Annotated in this window: 16 protein-coding genes and 1 pseudogene; 13 read left to right on the forward strand and 4 right to left on the reverse strand. The window is 67.5% G+C overall.

The features are described 5' to 3' along the window. The first annotated feature begins 89 nt into the window (after nucleotides 1-89). From ACFQQD_RS12230 to manA, 4 genes are read left to right on the forward strand one after another with little or no spacing between them, the layout of a single operon-like run. Nucleotides 90-1,253, forward strand: coding sequence for a 5-(carboxyamino)imidazole ribonucleotide synthase (locus ACFQQD_RS12230; RefSeq protein ID WP_378089709.1), 1,164 nt, complete (start codon nucleotides 90-92; stop codon nucleotides 1,251-1,253). After that, on the forward strand, nucleotides 1,250-1,819 hold the full coding sequence (purE, locus tag ACFQQD_RS12235) for a 5-(carboxyamino)imidazole ribonucleotide mutase (protein WP_378089711.1): 570 nt from the start codon (nucleotides 1,250-1,252) through the stop codon (nucleotides 1,817-1,819). The genes ACFQQD_RS12230 and purE overlap by 4 nt, the downstream gene beginning before the upstream one ends. Continuing rightward, nucleotides 1,819-3,468: an LCP family protein gene (locus ACFQQD_RS12240; RefSeq protein ID WP_378090128.1), complete on the forward strand. Its 1,650-nt coding sequence runs from the start codon at nucleotides 1,819-1,821 to the stop codon at nucleotides 3,466-3,468. The genes purE and ACFQQD_RS12240 overlap by 1 nt, the downstream gene beginning before the upstream one ends. Before the next feature lie 26 nt (nucleotides 3,469-3,494). After that, nucleotides 3,495-4,778: a mannose-6-phosphate isomerase, class I gene (manA, locus tag ACFQQD_RS12245; protein WP_378089713.1), complete on the forward strand. Its 1,284-nt coding sequence runs from the start codon at nucleotides 3,495-3,497 to the stop codon at nucleotides 4,776-4,778. Between the two features lie 100 nt (nucleotides 4,779-4,878). Here manA and glpX read toward each other — a convergent pair whose 3' ends face one another. After that, nucleotides 4,879-5,895: a class II fructose-bisphosphatase gene (glpX, locus tag ACFQQD_RS12250; RefSeq protein ID WP_378090130.1), complete on the reverse strand. Its 1,017-nt coding sequence runs from the start codon at nucleotides 5,893-5,895 to the stop codon at nucleotides 4,879-4,881. 166 nt (nucleotides 5,896-6,061) lie between these two features. Between glpX and ACFQQD_RS12255 the strand changes: the two genes are divergently transcribed. The 7 genes and pseudogenes from ACFQQD_RS12255 to ACFQQD_RS12285 all read left to right on the forward strand — a co-directional run bounded on the left by ACFQQD_RS12255 (nucleotide 6,062) and on the right by ACFQQD_RS12285 (nucleotide 12,649). Then, complete coding sequence (locus ACFQQD_RS12255; RefSeq protein WP_378089715.1) at nucleotides 6,062-6,652, forward strand: DUF4245 domain-containing protein; 591 nt, start codon at nucleotides 6,062-6,064, stop codon at nucleotides 6,650-6,652. Nucleotides 6,653-6,656: 4 nt separating this feature from the next. Continuing rightward, nucleotides 6,657-7,280, forward strand: a pseudogene (locus ACFQQD_RS12260) (carbonic anhydrase); the annotation flags it as partial. A gap of 216 nt (nucleotides 7,281-7,496) precedes the next feature. Continuing rightward, nucleotides 7,497-7,964 carry an ArsR/SmtB family transcription factor gene (locus ACFQQD_RS12265; protein ID WP_378089717.1) on the forward strand — a complete coding sequence of 156 codons (468 nt, stop codon included), beginning with the start codon at nucleotides 7,497-7,499 and terminating at the stop codon, nucleotides 7,962-7,964. Further along, on the forward strand, nucleotides 7,961-8,893 hold the full coding sequence (locus tag ACFQQD_RS12270; protein WP_378089719.1) for a cation diffusion facilitator family transporter: 933 nt from the start codon (nucleotides 7,961-7,963) through the stop codon (nucleotides 8,891-8,893). Before ACFQQD_RS12265 ends, ACFQQD_RS12270 begins: the two co-directional genes overlap by 4 nt. Before the next feature lie 62 nt (nucleotides 8,894-8,955). After that, nucleotides 8,956-9,291, forward strand: coding sequence for an ArsR/SmtB family transcription factor (locus tag ACFQQD_RS12275; RefSeq protein ID WP_378089721.1), 336 nt, complete (start codon nucleotides 8,956-8,958; stop codon nucleotides 9,289-9,291). Then, nucleotides 9,288-11,198 carry a heavy metal translocating P-type ATPase gene (locus tag ACFQQD_RS12280; protein ID WP_378089724.1) on the forward strand — a complete coding sequence of 637 codons (1,911 nt, stop codon included), beginning with the start codon at nucleotides 9,288-9,290 and terminating at the stop codon, nucleotides 11,196-11,198. Before ACFQQD_RS12275 ends, ACFQQD_RS12280 begins: the two co-directional genes overlap by 4 nt. Before the next feature lie 11 nt (nucleotides 11,199-11,209). Further along, the gene (locus tag ACFQQD_RS12285; RefSeq protein ID WP_378089726.1) at nucleotides 11,210-12,649 is read left to right on the forward strand and encodes a class II fumarate hydratase; all 1,440 of its coding nucleotides are present in this window, start codon (nucleotides 11,210-11,212) and stop codon (nucleotides 12,647-12,649) included. A 97-nt stretch (nucleotides 12,650-12,746) separates the two neighbouring features. On the opposite strand, the gene ACFQQD_RS12290 is transcribed toward ACFQQD_RS12285, so the two are convergent. Beyond that, nucleotides 12,747-13,241 (reverse strand): NUDIX domain-containing protein, encoded by a 495-nt coding sequence (locus tag ACFQQD_RS12290; RefSeq protein WP_378089728.1) that lies wholly within the window; start codon nucleotides 13,239-13,241, stop codon nucleotides 12,747-12,749. A gap of 56 nt (nucleotides 13,242-13,297) precedes the next feature. Next, complete coding sequence (locus ACFQQD_RS12295) at nucleotides 13,298-13,804, reverse strand: prepilin peptidase (RefSeq protein WP_378089730.1); 507 nt, start codon at nucleotides 13,802-13,804, stop codon at nucleotides 13,298-13,300. Between the two features lie 57 nt (nucleotides 13,805-13,861). Here ACFQQD_RS12295 and ACFQQD_RS12300 point away from each other — a divergent pair, with 57 nt between their 5' ends. Beyond that, nucleotides 13,862-14,599, forward strand: coding sequence for a GNAT family N-acetyltransferase (locus ACFQQD_RS12300; protein ID WP_378089732.1), 738 nt, complete (start codon nucleotides 13,862-13,864; stop codon nucleotides 14,597-14,599). Nucleotides 14,600-14,608: 9 nt separating this feature from the next. Beyond that, nucleotides 14,609-15,256, forward strand: a complete 648-nt coding sequence (locus ACFQQD_RS12305) for a rhomboid family intramembrane serine protease (protein WP_378089734.1) — start codon at nucleotides 14,609-14,611, stop codon at nucleotides 15,254-15,256. A 409-nt stretch (nucleotides 15,257-15,665) separates the two neighbouring features. On the opposite strand, the gene ACFQQD_RS12310 is transcribed toward ACFQQD_RS12305, so the two are convergent. Continuing rightward, a complete protein-coding gene (locus ACFQQD_RS12310) occupies nucleotides 15,666-16,964 on the reverse strand; it encodes a PhoH family protein (protein ID WP_378090132.1) in 1,299 nt (432 codons plus the stop codon). Between the last annotated feature and the right edge of the window lie 376 nt (nucleotides 16,965-17,340).

Below are 17,340 nucleotides of genomic sequence, written 5' to 3' on the forward strand. Positions count from 1 at the left end.
AGACCCGCTTCCTGCCCGTTTCCTGACAACTCATACCCGGCGGGCGGTTCCTGCCGAGCTGCCGATGATCGGCTGGTTACCCTTGGTCCGTGAGTTTTCCAACGATCGGAGTAGTGGGCGGCGGCCAATTGGCGCGCATGATGGCCCCGGCGGCAACGAACCTCGGCCTGCGATTAACGGTGTTGGCGGAAGGCGATGACGTCTCTGCCACCACCGCTGCGCAGTACACCGTGGGCGACTATCTCGACCTGGAGACCCTCCGGGCCTTCGCGGCCGAGGTCGATGTGGTGACTTTCGACCACGAACATGTCCCCGCCGACCATCTGCGCGCCCTCGAATCGGCCGGAGTGAACCTGCAGCCGGGCCCACAAGCCCTGCAATATGCCCAGGACAAATTGCTCATGCGGCAACAGTGCGACCGCCTGGGCCTGCCCAACCCACCGTGGGCGGCCGTGTCCTCAGTGACCGAACTGCTGGAGTTCGGCGACCGCAACGGCTGGCCCGTGGTACTCAAAACCCCGCGCGGCGGCTACGACGGCAAGGGCGTTCGGGTCCTGCGGTCCCCGGAAGAGGCACAGGACTGCCGCGACTGGTTCGAGCTGGACTTCGAGGCCCTGCTGGTCGAGGACCTGGTGCCGTTCTCCCGCGAGCTCTCCGCACAGGTCGCCCGCACTCCCTCCGGCAGGACGGCGACCTATCCCGTCGTGGAGTCCGTTCAGACCGACGGCGTCTGCGATCTGGTAACGGCTCCGGCCCCCGGTCTCGATCCGCGCATCGGTGGTGCTGCCCAAGAGGCCGCCGTGGCCTTGGCGGAAGGCCTCGACGTCACGGGGATGCTCGCCGTCGAGCTGTTCGAGACTCCGGGCATCGGCCCCGGCTTCATGGTCAACGAGTTGGCGATGCGCCCGCACAACTCCGGCCACTGGTCCATGGACGGCGCCGTCACGGGACAGTTCGAGCAACATCTGCGTGCGGTCCTGGACCTGCCCCTCGGTTCGACGGAACCCGTCGGCGCCTACACCATCATGAAGAATTGCCTCGGCGGCGCGAACCAGGACCTCTATTCGTCCTACCCCGGCGCCATGGCCGCGTACCCGCAGGCCAAGATCCACACCTATGGCAAATCCGTGCGCCCCGGCCGGAAGATCGGGCACGTCAACGTCATCGCGGCCGCTGAGAACGAACTCGACGAGGCCCGTGCGGCGGCCACCGCCGCAGCCGCGATCATCACCGAAGGACAGGAACACGAATGACCACCACCGATTCCGACGACGGCGCAGCGCGTCCCGCAACGACGGCTCGGGTATCCGTGGTCATGGGCTCCGACTCCGACTGGCCGGTGATGGAGGCCGCGGCCACGGCACTAGAGGAATTCGGCATTCCGTATGAGGCCGACGTCGTGTCCGCCCACCGCATGCCGCATGAGATGGTTTCCTTCGGTGCTGAAGCGCACGAGCGCGGCATCCAGGTCATCATCGCCGGCGCGGGCGGGGCGGCTCACCTGCCGGGCATGATCGCCGCGACCACTCCCCTGCCGGTCATCGGTGTACCGGTCCCCCTGAAGACCTTGGACGGGCTGGACTCCCTGCTGTCCATCGTCCAGATGCCCGCCGGCGTCCCCGTGGCGACGGTGTCCATCGGTGGCGCCCGGAACGCGGGCCTGCTCGCCGCGCGGATCCTCGCGGCCGGTTCCGGTCCGGAGGCCACCTCCCTCCGCGAGCGCTTGGTCGATTTCGCCGGCGAACTGCGAGAAGTGGCCAGCGGCAAAGGCGATCGACTCCGCGAGTCCCTGGCCGGCCGGCCCGGGTATCGCCCGTGATGGCCCGCCCGTCGCCGATGCTCACGGCCGCCGACTCGAGCAGCAACCCCGTCCGCGACCCGGAATCGGCCGCGGCGCCCCAACGCACCAAGCGGGGCTGGATCCTGCTCTTGCTCACGCTGTTCGTGCCCGGCGGCGCCCAAGTGGTCGCCGGCAACCGCGCCTTCGGTCGTGCCGTCCTCCGGGTGACCCTGACCGTGTGGGTGCTGATCGTCGTCGCGCTGGTGCTGCTGCTGGTCAACCGGGATCTGTTGATCCAGACCTTCACCACCTCGTGGGTGCAGCTGACGGCCGTCGTCGTCCTGGCCGCGCTCGCCCTCGGGTGGCTCGTGGTCTGGGTGGACACCTTCCGATTGCTGCGGCTCAGACTCGTGGCGCCGGGAATGAAGCCCCTGCTCGCCTTCGCCACCGTCCTGCTGCTGGCGCTGACGTCCGGGGTCCTCGGTTACGGCTCCTACGCCATCAATCTCGGGCGCAATGCCCTCAATGAGATGTTCGAGCCCGGGCCGGCCATCGACCCGGTGGACGGTCGGTACAACTTTCTGCTGCTGGGCGGCGACGCCGGCGAGGGCCGGATCGGCCTGCGCCCGGACTCCATCCACGTGGCCTCCGTCAACGCGAAAACGGGCAAGACGATCATCTTCTCGATTCCGCGCAACTTCCAGAACGCCCAGTTCAGCGAGGATTCCCCGCTGTGGCAGACGTACCCGGAGGGTTACAACTGCGGGGACGAGTGCATCATCAACTCCCTGTACGTGGACGTCACGCAGAACCATCAGGATCTCTACCCGGACGCCGCTGATCCTGGGGCAGAGGCCATGATGGACGCCGCCGGCGGGATCCTCGGGCTGGAGATCCAGTCCTACGCCATGGTCGACCTGGGCGGCTTCGCCCAATTGATCAATGCCATGGGCGGAGTCACCGTGACCTCGGGCGGCTGGACCACCCACCGCGGTCACCGGCCGGACGGACAGTGGGGCAACGCCTGGTGGGGGCCCGGGACCTACACCTTCGACGGCGACGACGCCCTGGCCTTCGCGCGTTCGCGCCACTTCTCCTCCGACTACTCCCGTATCCGCCGCCAGCAGTGCATCCAGGAGGCGATGCTGGCCCAGTTCAATCCGCGGACCCTGGTGAGTCGGTTCGAGGAGATCCTCAACGCCGGTGAACAGATCGTGGAGACCGATCTGCCCGGCCAGCAATTGGGCACCTTCGTCTCCCTGGCCACGAAGGGACGCTCGCAACCGATGGGACGTCTGACCATCGGCGCTCCCGACTTCGGCGATCAGGGTGACCAGTTCACCACCTACCCGGACTTCGACGAGATCCACGAACGCGTGGACGGCATGCTCGCCGAGGATGGCACGCCTCAGGCCGGGGGCGCGCCCGGGGACTCTCCGGTGGCACCGATGCTGTTCGTCAACGCGACGGCCTCGTTGTCGGCGACCGGCGGAGCCTCCCAGGGTGCTGAAGGGGCGACCCAAGGTGCTGACAGTGAGAACCCCGAGGACTGGCCGGAGCCCCCGACTCAGCCGGATGGCAGTCCGATCACCGAGGAGTACCTCATGCAGCTCGAAGACGCCGGCCAGACCGGAATGTTGGAAGAAGCCGCGAAGACCAATCACCTGTGCGTAGCCGGTAACGGCTGACCGACCCGCTGGTTAGGCTGAACACCATGTACCTGCTGCGCGCCGCCATCCGCGACTATGCCTGGGGGTCCGCCACCCTCCTCGCCAAACTCCAGGGCCGGGTGCCCACCGGACGACCCGAGGCGGAGATGTGGATGGGTGCTCACCCAGGAGCTCCCGCCGGGGCCGTACCGGTCACGGACCCACAGGCCGAGCCCGTCCCGCTGGATGCCCTGCTGGAGCGTGATCCGGAGGCGATGCTCGGCGAGGCGGCACGATTCGGCCGTCTGCCCTACCTGGTGAAGCTGCTCGCCGCGGGACGGCCGCTCTCCATCCAGGCCCACCCCACGATCGAGCAGGCACGCGAGGGCTTCGCCGCGGAGGAGGCCGCGGGGATTCCCCTGACGGCTCCTCACCGCAATTACAAAGACGACAATCACAAACCCGAGATGATCGTCGCCCTCACCCCTTTCACCGCCTTGTGCGGATTCCGGTCGCCCGAGGACGCGGGAACCTCCTTCACCCGGCTCGCCCAGGTCTTGACCGAGAACGCCGACGGCGACGGGTCAGGCCCCGCTGCCGCAGCGGCCGCGTACGCTGAGCGGCTCGGAGCCGACGGTCTGCGCCAGGACGACGGCGCAGAGAGAGAAGCTGCCGTCAGCGCATTGGAGTCGGTGTTCACGGAACTCCTCGACCCCGCCGGGGACTGGGCCTCGGGCGACTGGGTGCGGGCCGTCGTCGCCGCTGTGAAAGCCGCTCCGCAGGCGATGGAGGACGATCTGAACCTGGCGACCGCCGTCGGGATCGCAGAGCACTATCCGGACGACCCGGGAGTGCTCGTCTCGGTTCTGCTCGATCGGGTGGATCTGGCTCCCGGGCAGGCCCTGCACCTGCCGGCCGGCAATGTCCACGCGTACGTGCACGGGCTGGGCTTCGAGGTCATGGCGGCTTCCGACAACGTGTTGCGCGGTGGACTCACGCCCAAGCACGTGGATGTGCCGGAACTGCGCTCCGTGGTGCGGTTCGAGGCCTTGCCGGTGCCGTACTGCTCACCGTCCAGCGAGGGCGACGGGCGCCTGCTGTTCCGTCCGCCCTTCGACGAGTTCCAGGTGGAACGCCTCGATCTGCCCTCCGCCGACGGCCAGGCGCTGACCGCGCGCGGGCCAGTCATCGCCGTGTGCACCGCCGGGAGCGTGCGGATCGATTCCGGTTCGGAGAGTGCGGTGCTGGCCCCGGGGGAATCCGTGTTCATCGCCGCAAGCGACGCCGACGCGGTGGTCCACGGGGACGGTCACGAACCCGCCACGCTGTTCTCCGTCACCCTGCCCTGACCACCCCAGCCTCGCCTGGACAACTGGCGGTCAAAAGTGCCCCGATTTAAGGGGTTACTCCCCAGTATTCGGGGCACTTTTGATCACTAGATGAGGGGGGTTAGCGGGTCGGGGCGGTCTGGCCGATCCACTTCTCCCACTTGCGGGCCTGGTGCTCGGCCTCGACCACGCGGACCGTGCCCGACTTCGAGCGCATGACCATGGATTGGGTGACCACGCGATCGTTGTAGTAGCGCACTCCGCGCAACAGGTCGCCGTCGGTGATGCCGGTGGCGGCGAAGTAGCAGTTGTCGGTCTTGACCAGATCGCCCGTGGTGAGGACCGCGTCCAGGTCGTGGCCGGCGTCGAGGGCCTTCTGCCGTTCGGCCTCGTCAACAGGCGCCAACCGTCCCTGGATGACGCCGCCGAGGGCCTTGATGGCGCACGCGGTGATGATGCCCTCGGGGGTGCCGCCGACACCCAGGAGCATGTCCACATCGGTGTCCGGACGAGCAGCGGCGATGCCACCGGCCACGTCGCCGTCCATGATGAACTTCACGCGAGCGCCGGCCGCCCGGATCTCCTCCACGAGGCGCTCGTGGCGCGGACGTTCCAGCACGCAGACGTTGATCTGGCTGACCGGCTTGTTCAGTGCCTTGGAGACCAGGTGGATGTTCTGCTTGATCGGCAGACGCAGGTCGACGAAGTCCGCCGCTTCAGGGCCAACCACCATCTTGTCCATGTAGAACACGGCCGAGGGGTCGAACATGGCTCCATGCTCGGCCACGGCGAACACGGACAGGGCGTTCGGATAGCCCATCGCGGTCAGTCGCGTGCCGTCGATCGGATCCACCGCAACGTCGACCTCCGGACCGGTGCCGTCGCCGACGCGCTCGCCGTTGAAGAGCATCGGGGCTTCGTCCTTCTCGCCCTCACCGATGACCACGATGCCGTTCATCCGCACCGTGTCCATGAACGCCCGCATGGCGTCCACGGCGGCGCCGTCGGCGGTGATCTTGTCCCCGTAGCCCACCCAGTGGCCCGCAGCGATGGCCGCTGCCTCCGTGACGCGCACCAGCTCCAGTGCCAGGTTGCGGTCCGGCTCGGTTCCCGACACAGCCAGGTTGCGGTTCAGCATGTTGTAGTCCTGGTGGTCGGACTGATGGCCGGCCTCGGGCTTGAGGGCCGGAACCCCGTTGTTCTCGGGCTGGTCAGTGGTCACCGAATCACTCCGTCTGTGGGCCGTCTCTGAGGGAATCTCTCCCGGCCCATCCTAATGGGCCCGCCAGTGGCAGAATGGATCAGTGACCTCACTCCAGCCCGAGCCCGATCTGGCCCCCAAACCACGGCTGACGCAGCAGCAGGCCAAGCGCGCCAGTCAGTCCGCCGTGGCCATGGTGATCTCCGTGCTCGCGACCCTCGCCGTCGCTCTGTTGGTGGTGTGGCTGAACCCGGCCAGCACCGAACAGACCTATGGGCAGGACGTGGACGTCGTCTCCACCGCCGAACAGGCCTCGGACACCGCCGGCTTCACGGCCGCAGCGCCGGACGTCCCCGAAGACTGGAACGCCAACTACGCCCGCTGGAACGCCGCCGGCACCGACCAGGTCGAGTTCTGGGAAGCCGGCTATGTCACCGCAGACGAGGAATTCGCCGGATTCAAGCAGACCGCCCAGTCCAACCCCACGTGGCTGTCGCAGCAGACGGACAACGCCCCGCAGACCGGCACGCGCGCCGTGGACGGCACCACCTGGGACTTGTACGAACCAGCCAACGGTGATCGCCATCTGGTGACGGATCTGGACGGGGTCACCGTCATCATCAGCGGCTCCGGAGACCTCGCCTCGCTGGACTCCCTCGCCGCTGCCGTCCAACAGTCCATCGAGGAGTCCTGATCAGGTGACCAGTCAGCCGAATACCCCACTCACCCCCGCCGGAGCGTGGGCTGCACTGCGCGCCGGAAATGAGCGTTTCGTCTCCGATCAGTCCCGCCATCCGAATCAGGATGCGGTTCGGCGCACCGCGCTCGCGAACGAGCAGCACCCCATCGCCACGATCTTCGGCTGTTCCGATTCCCGGTTGGCCGCCGAGATCATCTTCGACGTCGGCCTCGGAGACGTCTTCGTGGTCCGGACAGCCGGGCAGGTCATCGACGACGCCGTACTGGGTTCGCTCGAGTACTCGGTCGACGTCCTGAACATTCCCTTGATCGTGATCCTGGGTCACGACAACTGCGGGGCGGTCACCGCCGCCGTCGACGCCTATGCCACCGGTGACATGCCTCCCGGGTTCATCCGCTCCCTCGTGGAACGCATCACCCCCGCCGTCCTGTCCGCCCAGCGCGCCGGCGTGACCGATGTCAACGGCACCGTGGCCGAGAACGTGCGTCAGACCAGCGCCCGGCTGATGGAATCCTCCATGTCCGTGGCGAAGGCCGTCAACGAGGGGCGCACGGCGATCGTCGGGCTCACGTATTCCCTGGCCAACGGCACCGCCAATCCGGTCGAGACCATCGGGGATGTGGACCCCGCCGACGTCGGCACCGTCACCGGGAGTCGTCCGCGCACCGGCGGCGAAACCGGCACCGAGGCCGGTGCCGACATCGGCGTTGCACCCGGTTCCTAGACCGCTTCCTAGACCGGCACCCCGGTCAGTCCCGGCAGCCCCGGCATTCCCGCCAGCCCCCGACAGCCACCACGACCCCTTCCACGGATCGCCACACAGCGCTATCATCGCCCTATGGCGATGAATCTGGAGTCAACGGTGGACACCGACACCGATGCGGCGGCGCAGCGATGGCCGACCGCTGAGGCGACGACGCCCCTAACCGGGTTGACGTCCGTGGGTGACCTCCACGCCACGCTGTTCCACGCCCTGTCCGAACCGACCCGGCTCACGTTGCTGCAGCACCTGTCCAATGGTGAGCACCGGGTCCGCGATTTGGTCGAGCACCTGCACCTGGCGCAGTCGACGGTCAGCAAACATCTGGCCTGCCTGCGGGACTGCGGCGTGGTCACGGTCCGTAGCGAGGGCCGGTCATCGTGGTTCTCGATCGCCGATCCGGCCGGACTGAACCACCTCATCCTCAGCGCGAACGCCGTCCTGTCGGCCTCCGCCCGAACGCCCTCCCTGCGCGCCCACCGCGAGTCGCTCGCCGAACAGGCCACAGAACTGGCCACAGAACAGGCCACAGAGGAAGCGCCATGACGGCCGGCCACCACCAGCACATGCCGCAGCAGCCGGACCGGGGTCTCCGCCGTCGCCTGTTGACGGTCTTCATCCTCACGGCGGTGATCGCCCTGGCCCAAGCGGTGGGCAGCGCGGTCACCGGCAGCCTGGCCCTGTTGACCGACACCGCGCACGCCATCAGCGACGCCTCAGGCTTGCTGGTGGCAGTCCTCGCCGCCACCATGATGCTGCGGCCGGCGAACAGCAGACGCACATGGGGCTTCGCCCGGATCGAGGTGATCGCGGCCCTCGGTCAAGCCGCCCTGTTGCTGGTGGTCGGTGGCTATGCGGCCATCGACGGCGTTCGCCGCCTGTTCGATCCCCACGACGTCCCGGGCGCCGAACTCCTGTGGTTCGGCCTCATCGGGCTGGCCGCCAATATCGCTGCCATCGCCATCCTGGCCTCGAACCGGGGCGCGAACTTCAATCTGCGCGCAGCGTTCCTGGAGGTTCTCAACGACGCCCTCGGCTCCCTCGGCGTCATCATCGCGGCGATCGTCATCTCCACGACCGGTTTCCACCAGGCCGACAGCATCGCCGCGTTGCTCATCGCCGCGCTCATCGTGCCGCGGGCCTACTTCCTCTTACGCGAGACCATCGGGGTGCTGATGGAGTTCACGCCGAAGGGGGTGGACCTCGAGGAGGTTCGCGAGCACATCCTCGGCCTGGAACACGTCCGGGACGTCCATGACCTGCATGCCTCGATGATCGGCACAGGCATGCCGGTCATCTCGGGCCATGTGGTCGTGGACGACCGGTGCTTCGAATCCAGCCACGCCCCGCAGATCCTGGAAGCGATACGAGGCTGCGTGAAGGACCATTTCCCCGTCTCCTTCGACCACGCCACCTTCCAACTGGAGACGGCCGCCCTCCACGAGCAGGAGTCGAATCCCGCGCACCACTCCTGACCATGCCCGATCCGAGACCATGCCTGGTCCGAACAGGTCACTGTTCGCTGTATAGTCAGCGTATGCTGACCATTGCTTCGCGACTGGACGCGATGAACCGACTGGGCCGGGCGATGGCTGATCCGACCCGCTCGAGAATCCTATTGTCCCTGTTGGAATCGCCCAGCTACCCGGCGCAGCTGGCCCGAGACCTCGGATTGACCCGCACGAATGTCTCCAACCACCTGGCCTGTCTGCGCGGTTGCGGGATCGTCGTCGGTGAACCCGAAGGGCGCCAAACCCGGTACGAGATCGCTGACTCACGGGTCGCCGTGGCACTCAGCGCCCTGCTGGACGCCACGCTGGCCGTGGACGAGAACGAGATCTGCCTGGACGCGGACGGAGACACAGCGCCGTGAGCGGCGAGTGCTGCACAGACAAGACACCCGTCCCGACGTCGGCCCGGGCCAGCCCGCGGGAGCACACCTGGTCCCCGGAGGACGCCAGTCTCTGGCTCGCGATCCTCTCCGGCGTGGCACTGGCCGTCGGCTTCGGACTGAACTGGAGCGGGGCGGAGATCCCGGGTCTGCTGCTGCAGTGGCTCGCCCTGGCCGCCGGTGCCCTCACCTTTGTCCCCGGCGCACTCCGGGGTCTGCTGCGTGGTCGACTGGGCGTGGGACTGCTGATGACCATCTCGGCGGTCGGCGCGGTGCTGCTGGGCCACGTCGGGGAGGCAGCGGCACTCGCTTTCCTGTTCTCTCTGGCCGAGGCCCTGGAGGACCGGGCCATGGACCGCGCGAAGGGTGGTCTGCGCGCGTTGCTCTCGCTGATGCCCGAGACCGCCCGCATCGCCCGGGACCAGGGAGTCGCCACCATTCCCGCCGCTGAGGTGCGCGAACAGAACGTGCTGTTGGTCGGCGCAGGCGATCGGGCGGCCACGGACGGGGTGGTGCTCCAGGGACACTCGAGCCTGGACCTCTCGGCCGTGACGGGTGAGTCGATTCCGGTCGCCGTCACTCCCGGTGATCCGGTTCCGGCCGGCGCCATCAACGGCTCCGGGACGCTGCGGATCGAGGCGACCGCCAGCGCCCGGGACAATTCCCTCACCCAGATCGTCTCCCTGGTGGAACAGGCGCATGCCCGGAAGGGAGTGCGCGCCCGGCTGGCCGACCGGATGACGAAGCCCCTGATACCCGCCGTCCTCGTCATCGCGGCCGTCATCGCGCTCTTCGGACTACTGACCGGAGATCCGGCCACCTGGATCGAGCGGGCCCTCGTGGTCCTGGTGGCCGCCTCGCCGTGTGCCTTGGCCATCGCCGTTCCGGTGACCGTGATCAGTGCCATCGGCTCCGCGTCCACGTACGGGGTGGTCATCACGTCCGGCCAGGCCTTCGAACAGTTGGGCACGATCCGCACCGTGGCCTTCGACAAGACAGGCACCTTGACCCGCAACGAGCCCCGAGTGGTGGAGGTCCGCACCGCCCCGGGGCACGATCAGGCCGAGCTTCTGCGCAACGCTGCCGCCCTGGAGTCCTCCAGCAGCCATCCCCTGGCCGCCGCCATCATCGCGGCCGCCCCCGGAATCGCACCGGCACAGGAAGTCACGGAGGAACCCGGATTCGGGCTTCGGGGCCGGGTGGGCGCGGCGCACCTCCGGCTGGGCACCCCGCGCTGGCTGTACCCGGGCCCACTGCGCGCCGAAGCCGAGGAGATGGCGGCGCGCGGGATGACCGTCGTCGTGGTCGAGATCGACGGCGGCACCGCGGGCGTGATCGGGATCCGCGACGAACTGCGGCCGGAAGCCGCCGAAACGATCCGCCTGTTCTCAGCCAGGGGCATTCGGACCGTCATGGTCACCGGCGACCACAGCACCACGGCACGAGCCCTGGCCGCCGAGGCCGGTATCCAGGACGTCCGGTGGGAACAGCTGCCGGCGGACAAGGCGGCGGTCATCGAGGAGCTGGTCGCCGAAGCGCCGACGGCCATGGTGGGTGATGGCGTCAATGACGCCCCGGCGCTGGCGGCGGCCACGGTCGGCATCGCGATGGGATCGAGTGGTTCCCGGGCCGCCGTCGAGTCGGCCGACGTCGCGTTCACCGGGCATGATCTGCGGCTGATCCCGGGCGTCCTGGCTCACGTGCGCCGCGGGCGGCGCATCATGACCTGGAACATCGGTGTGGCTCTGGCCATCATCGTGGTGCTGTTCCCGCTGGCGCTGTTCGGCATCCTGGGGCTGGCCGGGGTGGTCCTGGTCCACGAGATCGCCGAAGTGCTGGTGATCGTCAACGGGGTGCGGGCGGCCAGGCGGCCCCGCGGAACGGTCTAAAGTGGGGAAACATGACCGCACAGTCTTCCTCTGAACACTCCTCTTCCGAACCGCAGTTCCGCATCGAGCATGACACGATGGGCGAAGTCAAGGTCCCGATCGACGCCCTGTACCGCGCCCAGACCCAGCGCGCCGTGCAGAACTTCCCCATCTCCGGCAAGACCCTCGAACCGGCACACATCCACGCGTTGGCGCAGGTCAAGAAGGCCGCCGCGAAGGCCAATGCCGAGCTGGGCGTGATCGACCAGGAACGCCGTGACGCCATTGTGGCCGCTGCGGACGAGGTCATCTCCGGACGGCACGACGGCCAGTACCCGATCGATGTGTTCCAGACGGGCTCCGGCACCTCCTCGAACATGAACACCAACGAGGTCCTGGCCACGCTGGCCACCCAGTCACTGCAGGCCAGCGGTTCCGAGGCAGAGGTCCACCCGAACGACCACGTCAACGCCTCCCAGTCCTCCAATGACGTCTTTCCGACCTCGGTGCACATCGCCGTCACCGCCGGTCTGATCAATGACCTGAAGCCCGCCCTCGAGCACCTGGCCACGTCGCTGGAGAAGAAGGCCGGCGAGTTCGAGAACGTCGTCAAGTCCGGCCGGACGCACCTCATGGACGCCACACCGGTGACTCTTGGCCAGGAGTTCGGCGGTTACGCCGCGCAGGTCCGGTACGGCATCGAACGCATCGAGGCCTCACTGCCCCGCGTGGCCGAGGTGCCCCTGGGCGGCACGGCCGTCGGCACCGGCATCAACACGCCGAAGGGCTTCTCCGCTCGCGTCATCGAGTTGCTGGCCGAAGAAACCGGGCTGCCGCTCACCGAGGCGCGCAACCACTTCGAGGCTCAGGCCAACCGCGACGGGCTCGTGGAGGCCTCCGGCCAGTTGCGCACCATCGCCTACTCCTTCATGAAGATCAACAATGACCTGCGCTGGATGGGTTCCGGCCCGAACACCGGCCTGGGCGAGATCTTCATCCCCGACCTGCAGCCGGGCTCCTCGATCATGCCGGGCAAGGTCAACCCGGTGATCAGTGAGGCCGTCATCCAGGTGGCCGCCCAGGTGATCGGCAATGACACCACCGTCTCGTTGTCCTCCACCAACGGCGCCTTCGAGCTCAATGTCGGCATCCCGGTGATGGCGGCCAACCTGCTGGAGTCCATCCGCCTGCTGTCCAACTCGGCCCGCACCATGGCGGACAAGATGATCGACGGCATCGAGGCCAATGTGGAGCGCTGCACCTTCCTGGCCGGCGCCTCCCCCTCGATCGTGACCCCGCTGAACAAGGTCATCGGCTACGAGGCGGCCGCCAAGATCGCCAAGCACGCCGTAACCCAGAAGATGACCGTTCGCGAGGCCGTCCTCGATCTCGGCTACGTGGAGCGCGGCGAGATCACCGAGGAGCAGCTGGACACGGCCCTGGACACCATGTCCATGACCCACCCGGCCTGATCCAACTCACCCACCCCTCGCACTGTGCGGGCAGAAAACACCGGTGTTTTCTGCCCGCAAAGTCGCCTGTGGGAGTAGGCACCCGGGGAGGAAACGGTCAGGGGGCGACGAATTGCGCCTCGGGTGATTCCGCCAGTCCCCACTCCAGCGCGCGAGCGTGCAGCGGTGGCAGTTCCGGCAGAGCATCGAGCGCGAACCAGCCGACGTCCGTGTTCTCATCGTCATTGACCCGCGCCTCGCCGGAGACGTACTTCATCGCCATCACCACGTCGAGATACTGAGCACGGTCACCGTTCGGGTACGCCACCTCGAGCGTGGTCCCGACGCCGGCCAGCCGCTGGGGCGCGCACCGCACATTGGTCTCCTCGTACGTCTCTCGCACGGCCGTGGCGGCCGGCTCCTCGCCCGGCTCGATGATTCCGGCCGGCAGGGTCCAACGGCCGTTGTCCGCTCGGCGCACCAGCAGCACCTCTCGGGTCTCCTCCGACGCCGGCTCACGGTCACGCACGACGACGGCCTTGCACCCGGGCAACCACAGGTGATCGGTGCCGATCTTCTCGCGCAGCGTGAGGACGAATTCCGGAGTGGGCATACACCCACGCTAGCGGCCGCCAGTCCGTGGCCGGAATCCGGCCACGAATGAAACAGCTACAGCAGGAACGCCAGCGCCGCACCCATCACCATGGCCGGACCGAAGGGCAGGTGCGTGGATCCGGTGGCCCGCCGGGTCAGAACGAGCGCCAGCGCCACCACTCCCCCGGCGATGAAACCGAGGACCACGGCACCCCAGAGGTGATCCCAGCCCAGCCAGCCGGCATAGATTCCCAGGCCGCCGCCCAGTTTCACATCCCCCATGCCCATGCCGGTGCGGCTGATCAGATGCAAGACGAGCATGAGCGCCAGGTAGGCGGCACCACCGCCGACCATGGACCACAGACGTGACCATCCGGCGTCGTCCGCCAGACACGCCACACCCAAGGTGACAGCACCGCCGCCGGCCAGAAGGCCGGTCCACCGGTTCGGCAGCCGATGCTCCCGCAGGTCGGTGACCACCAGGACGACGGCACAGAGCACGAAGAGCAGCAGGGCGGCGGTGACCGCGGCCAGTAGCAGCCAGTTCCCTGCGCGGGCGGCCTCGGCCAGGATCGTCGGCATTCCCTCAGCCTAGAGTGACCGCGGCGCTGGCACGGCGCGGAACCTTAAGCTGTGGATATGTCCGAACAGACTCCGCTCGAGCGGTCCGAGCTGCTGCCCGTTGAGTTTCCCGTGCCGGGGTCGGGCGCTCTGGAGGACTGGTGGCCGCTGTTCAGTCTCCGCCTCGAAGCCGGGCCGTTGACCCTGCGACCGGTGACCGACGGCGATCTGCCCGCACTCCTGCAGTGCGCGCGCGCCGGTATCCATCCGCGGGGCCTGAACCCCTTCGGAGCAGTCCCGTGGTCTGAAGCACCGGCGTCCGATCTGGCCAAGAACATGCTGCAGCACATCTGGGAGGCGCGGGCCGAGGCACGTCCGGACCAATGGCGCATCCACTTCGGTGTCTGGGAACACCAACCGGACAGCGCGCCGGCGCTGATCGGCATGATGGATCTGGGCGCCCGCCACTTCGCGCAGACTCGAACCGTCTCCACCGGCTCCTGGCTCCGGTACGACGCCCAGGGCCGCGGACTGGGCACCCTGGCGCGGTCGATTGTCCTGGTGTTGGCGTTCGATCACTTCGGGGCACTGGCCGCCACCACGGACTGCGCCTCATGGAACCAGAGCTCGGCCGCCGTCTCGCTGGCCCTCGGCTACCAGCACAACGGGGTCGAGGTGGAGGCGTGGGGGCGCACCGCCGAGGTCGTGCTGCGCTTCCGGCTGGACGCCCGGGAGTTCACCCGCCCAGAGACGGAGGTCATCGCTACGGGTGTGGAAGCCTCCCGCCAGCTCCTGGGCATCCGGGACGAGACCTAGACTGGTCTCATGCCCCGTCCCACGGAGACGTCCCCCGCTCATCACTCCGTCATCGACCAGTTCCGTTCGTATCCCGGTTGGATCCAGCGCGCCCTGCCCGTCTTCGGCCTCGTGGTTCTCATGTGGGTTCTGGAGATCCTCGATCTCTTCCTCGGCGGCCGCCTGAATCAATTCGGCGTCCAACCCCTGGACGTCTCGGGATTACCGGGCATCCTCTTCGCCCCGCTGTTGCACGCCGGACTCGGGCATCTGCTCTCCAATACCATTCCGTTCCTGGTGATGGGCTCCATGATCGCCTGGATCACCCGCCGCTGGTGGATCATCACCGCGGGCATCTGGATTCTCGGCGGGTTCGGCACCTGGCTCATCGGAGGGCTGGGCACCAACCACATCGGGGCCTCGGTGATCGTCTACGGCTACGCCGCGTTCCTGGTGACCTATGGCATTCTTTCCCGCCGCCTCTCTGCCATCGTGGCCGCCGTCGTGACGGTGTTGCTGTACGGCGGCATTGTCTGGGGCTTCCTGCCGTTCAATCAGCGGATCTCGTGGCAGGGCCACTTGGCCGGTGCCGGCGCCGGCGTCATCGTGGCGTTCGCAGACACCCGCCAGGCTCGCCGCGACTGGAGAGACCGCAGCAGCGGACAACACCCGCAGTAACCCCCGTCACCCGCAGCCACCGAGTCGCCGAGTCGCCGAAGGAACTGTTCGAAAGTGCCCGGAAAGTCCGGCTGAAAATCTGTCCAAAAGTCGATGGTGCCATTTTCGTGAAGGTGGTAGGCAAATCGACGCCTCGGGGAGTATGCTCGAACTTGCTTCCATCCGTGCGGCACCGACTCAGCACTCGTGGACCGTCGTGGAAGCCCGAACTCCATGGCCTCCATCCCGTTTCAAGGGGCCATGGCTACGGTGGATCATCCCCGGTCCCCACATCCCCCCTCCGCGGGGACTCGGACGGATCCACCCCCCAGGGGCCGCTGCCATCAAGTGCAGCGGCCCCTGGTTCTTTTAAGGCGGTCCCTCAAGACCCGGTTCTCTGACCACCCAGGTCCCAGGGAGGACCCCGATCTCAGATGCTGGCGTCCTCGAGCAGCTCCGTCACCAGGGCGGCGATCGGCGAACGTTCGGAGCGGTTCAGGGTGACGTGCCCGAACAAGGGGTGCCCCTTGAGCGTCTCCACCACAGCCGCGACGCCGTCGTGCCGGCCTACGCGCAAATTGTCGCGCTGAGCGACGTCGTGGGTCAGGATGATCTTGGAGTTCTGGCCCATGCGGCTCATCACCGTCAGCAGCACGTTCTTCTCGAGTGATTGGGCCTCGTCCACGATCACCCAGGAGTCGTGCAGGGAGCGGCCGCGAATGTGGGTCAGCGGGAGCACCTCGAGCATGCCTCGGTCCACGACCTCGTCCAAGACCTCCGTGGAGACCAGGGCGCCCAGGGTGTCGTAGACGGCCTGGCCCCAGGGGTTCATCTTCTCGGTCTCGGAGCCGGGGAGGTAGCCGAGTTCCTGGCCGCCGACGGCGTACAGCGGACGGAACACGACCACTTTGCGGTGCTCACGCCGCTCCATGACCGCCTCGAGCCCCGCGCACAGCGCCAGCGCCGACTTGCCGGTGCCGGCCCGGCCGCCGAGGGACACAATGCCGACCGTGGGATCGAGCAGCATATCGATCGCGAGTCGCTGCTCGGCCGAGCGACCGTGCAGTCCGAAGACGTCCCGGTCCCCGCGGACGACCTGGGTCTTACCGTGCCGGTCAATGCGTCCCAACGCCGAACCACGCGGCGAGGTGATCACCAGACCGGTGTTGACCGGAAGCTCCGCCGCTTCGGCCATGGCGACCGGTTCGTTGTTGTAGAGCGCGTTGACCTCTTCTTCGGTGGCCATGATCTCCGCGGTTCCGGACCAGCCGGAGTCCTTGACGAGTTCATTGCGGTACTCATCCGCCTGCAGGCCCATGGCCGAGGCCTTGACGCGCATGGGCAGGTCCTTGGACACCACGGTGACGTCGCGGCCCTCATCGGCGAAGTTCTTGGCGACGGCGAGGATGCGTGAGTCGTTGTCCGTGGACCGGAATCCGTGCGGGAGCACGTCCACCGAGATGTGGTTGAGCTCCACTCGCAGTGCCCCGCCCTCGGAGCCCAGCGGAATCGAGGTGTTCAGGGAGCCGTGCTCGAGGCGCAGTTCGTCCAAGAGCCGCAGTGCCTTACGGGCGAAGTATCCCAGATCCGGGTCGTCCCTCTTCTTCTCCAGTTCGGAGATGACCACGATCGGGAGGATGACTTCATGTTCGGCAAAGCGCAGAATCGCCCGCGGGTCGGACAGCAGAACGGAGGTGTCCAACAAATAGGACTTCTCCCCTGTGCTCATCCGCTCAGTGGACTGGGCGGCTGCCGGGGTTTCGGTGGCCAGAGTGGTCGTCAGATTCTCCACAGGAACTCCAGACCGGGGCGCACGCCCCGATGATCGAGGGTGGGTGGGACGGACCGGCCAAGGGCCGGAACGGCCCCCCGCTGCGTGCTGTCTGGAGTGACGGCATACGGCTTTGGCCTTTCCGATCAATCCGCAGGGGGTGAACCGAAAGCCTCGGTCCATTTCTGCCGGTGACTGATACCCCCACGGTAGGACGGCCCGGAGGATTTGTGGGGTTGCCGCTCGAAGTGGCGCGATTAATTTTGGGTGAACCCACGACCAGGGAGAGCTCAGAGCGTTAACGTGCGGTGGCCAACGTGGGGTGGCCGCGCCC

It is taken from the genome of Citricoccus sp. GCM10030269 (genome assembly GCF_042665635.1).
In the GTDB taxonomy this organism is placed as follows: Bacteria; Actinomycetota; Actinomycetes; order Actinomycetales; family Micrococcaceae; genus Citricoccus.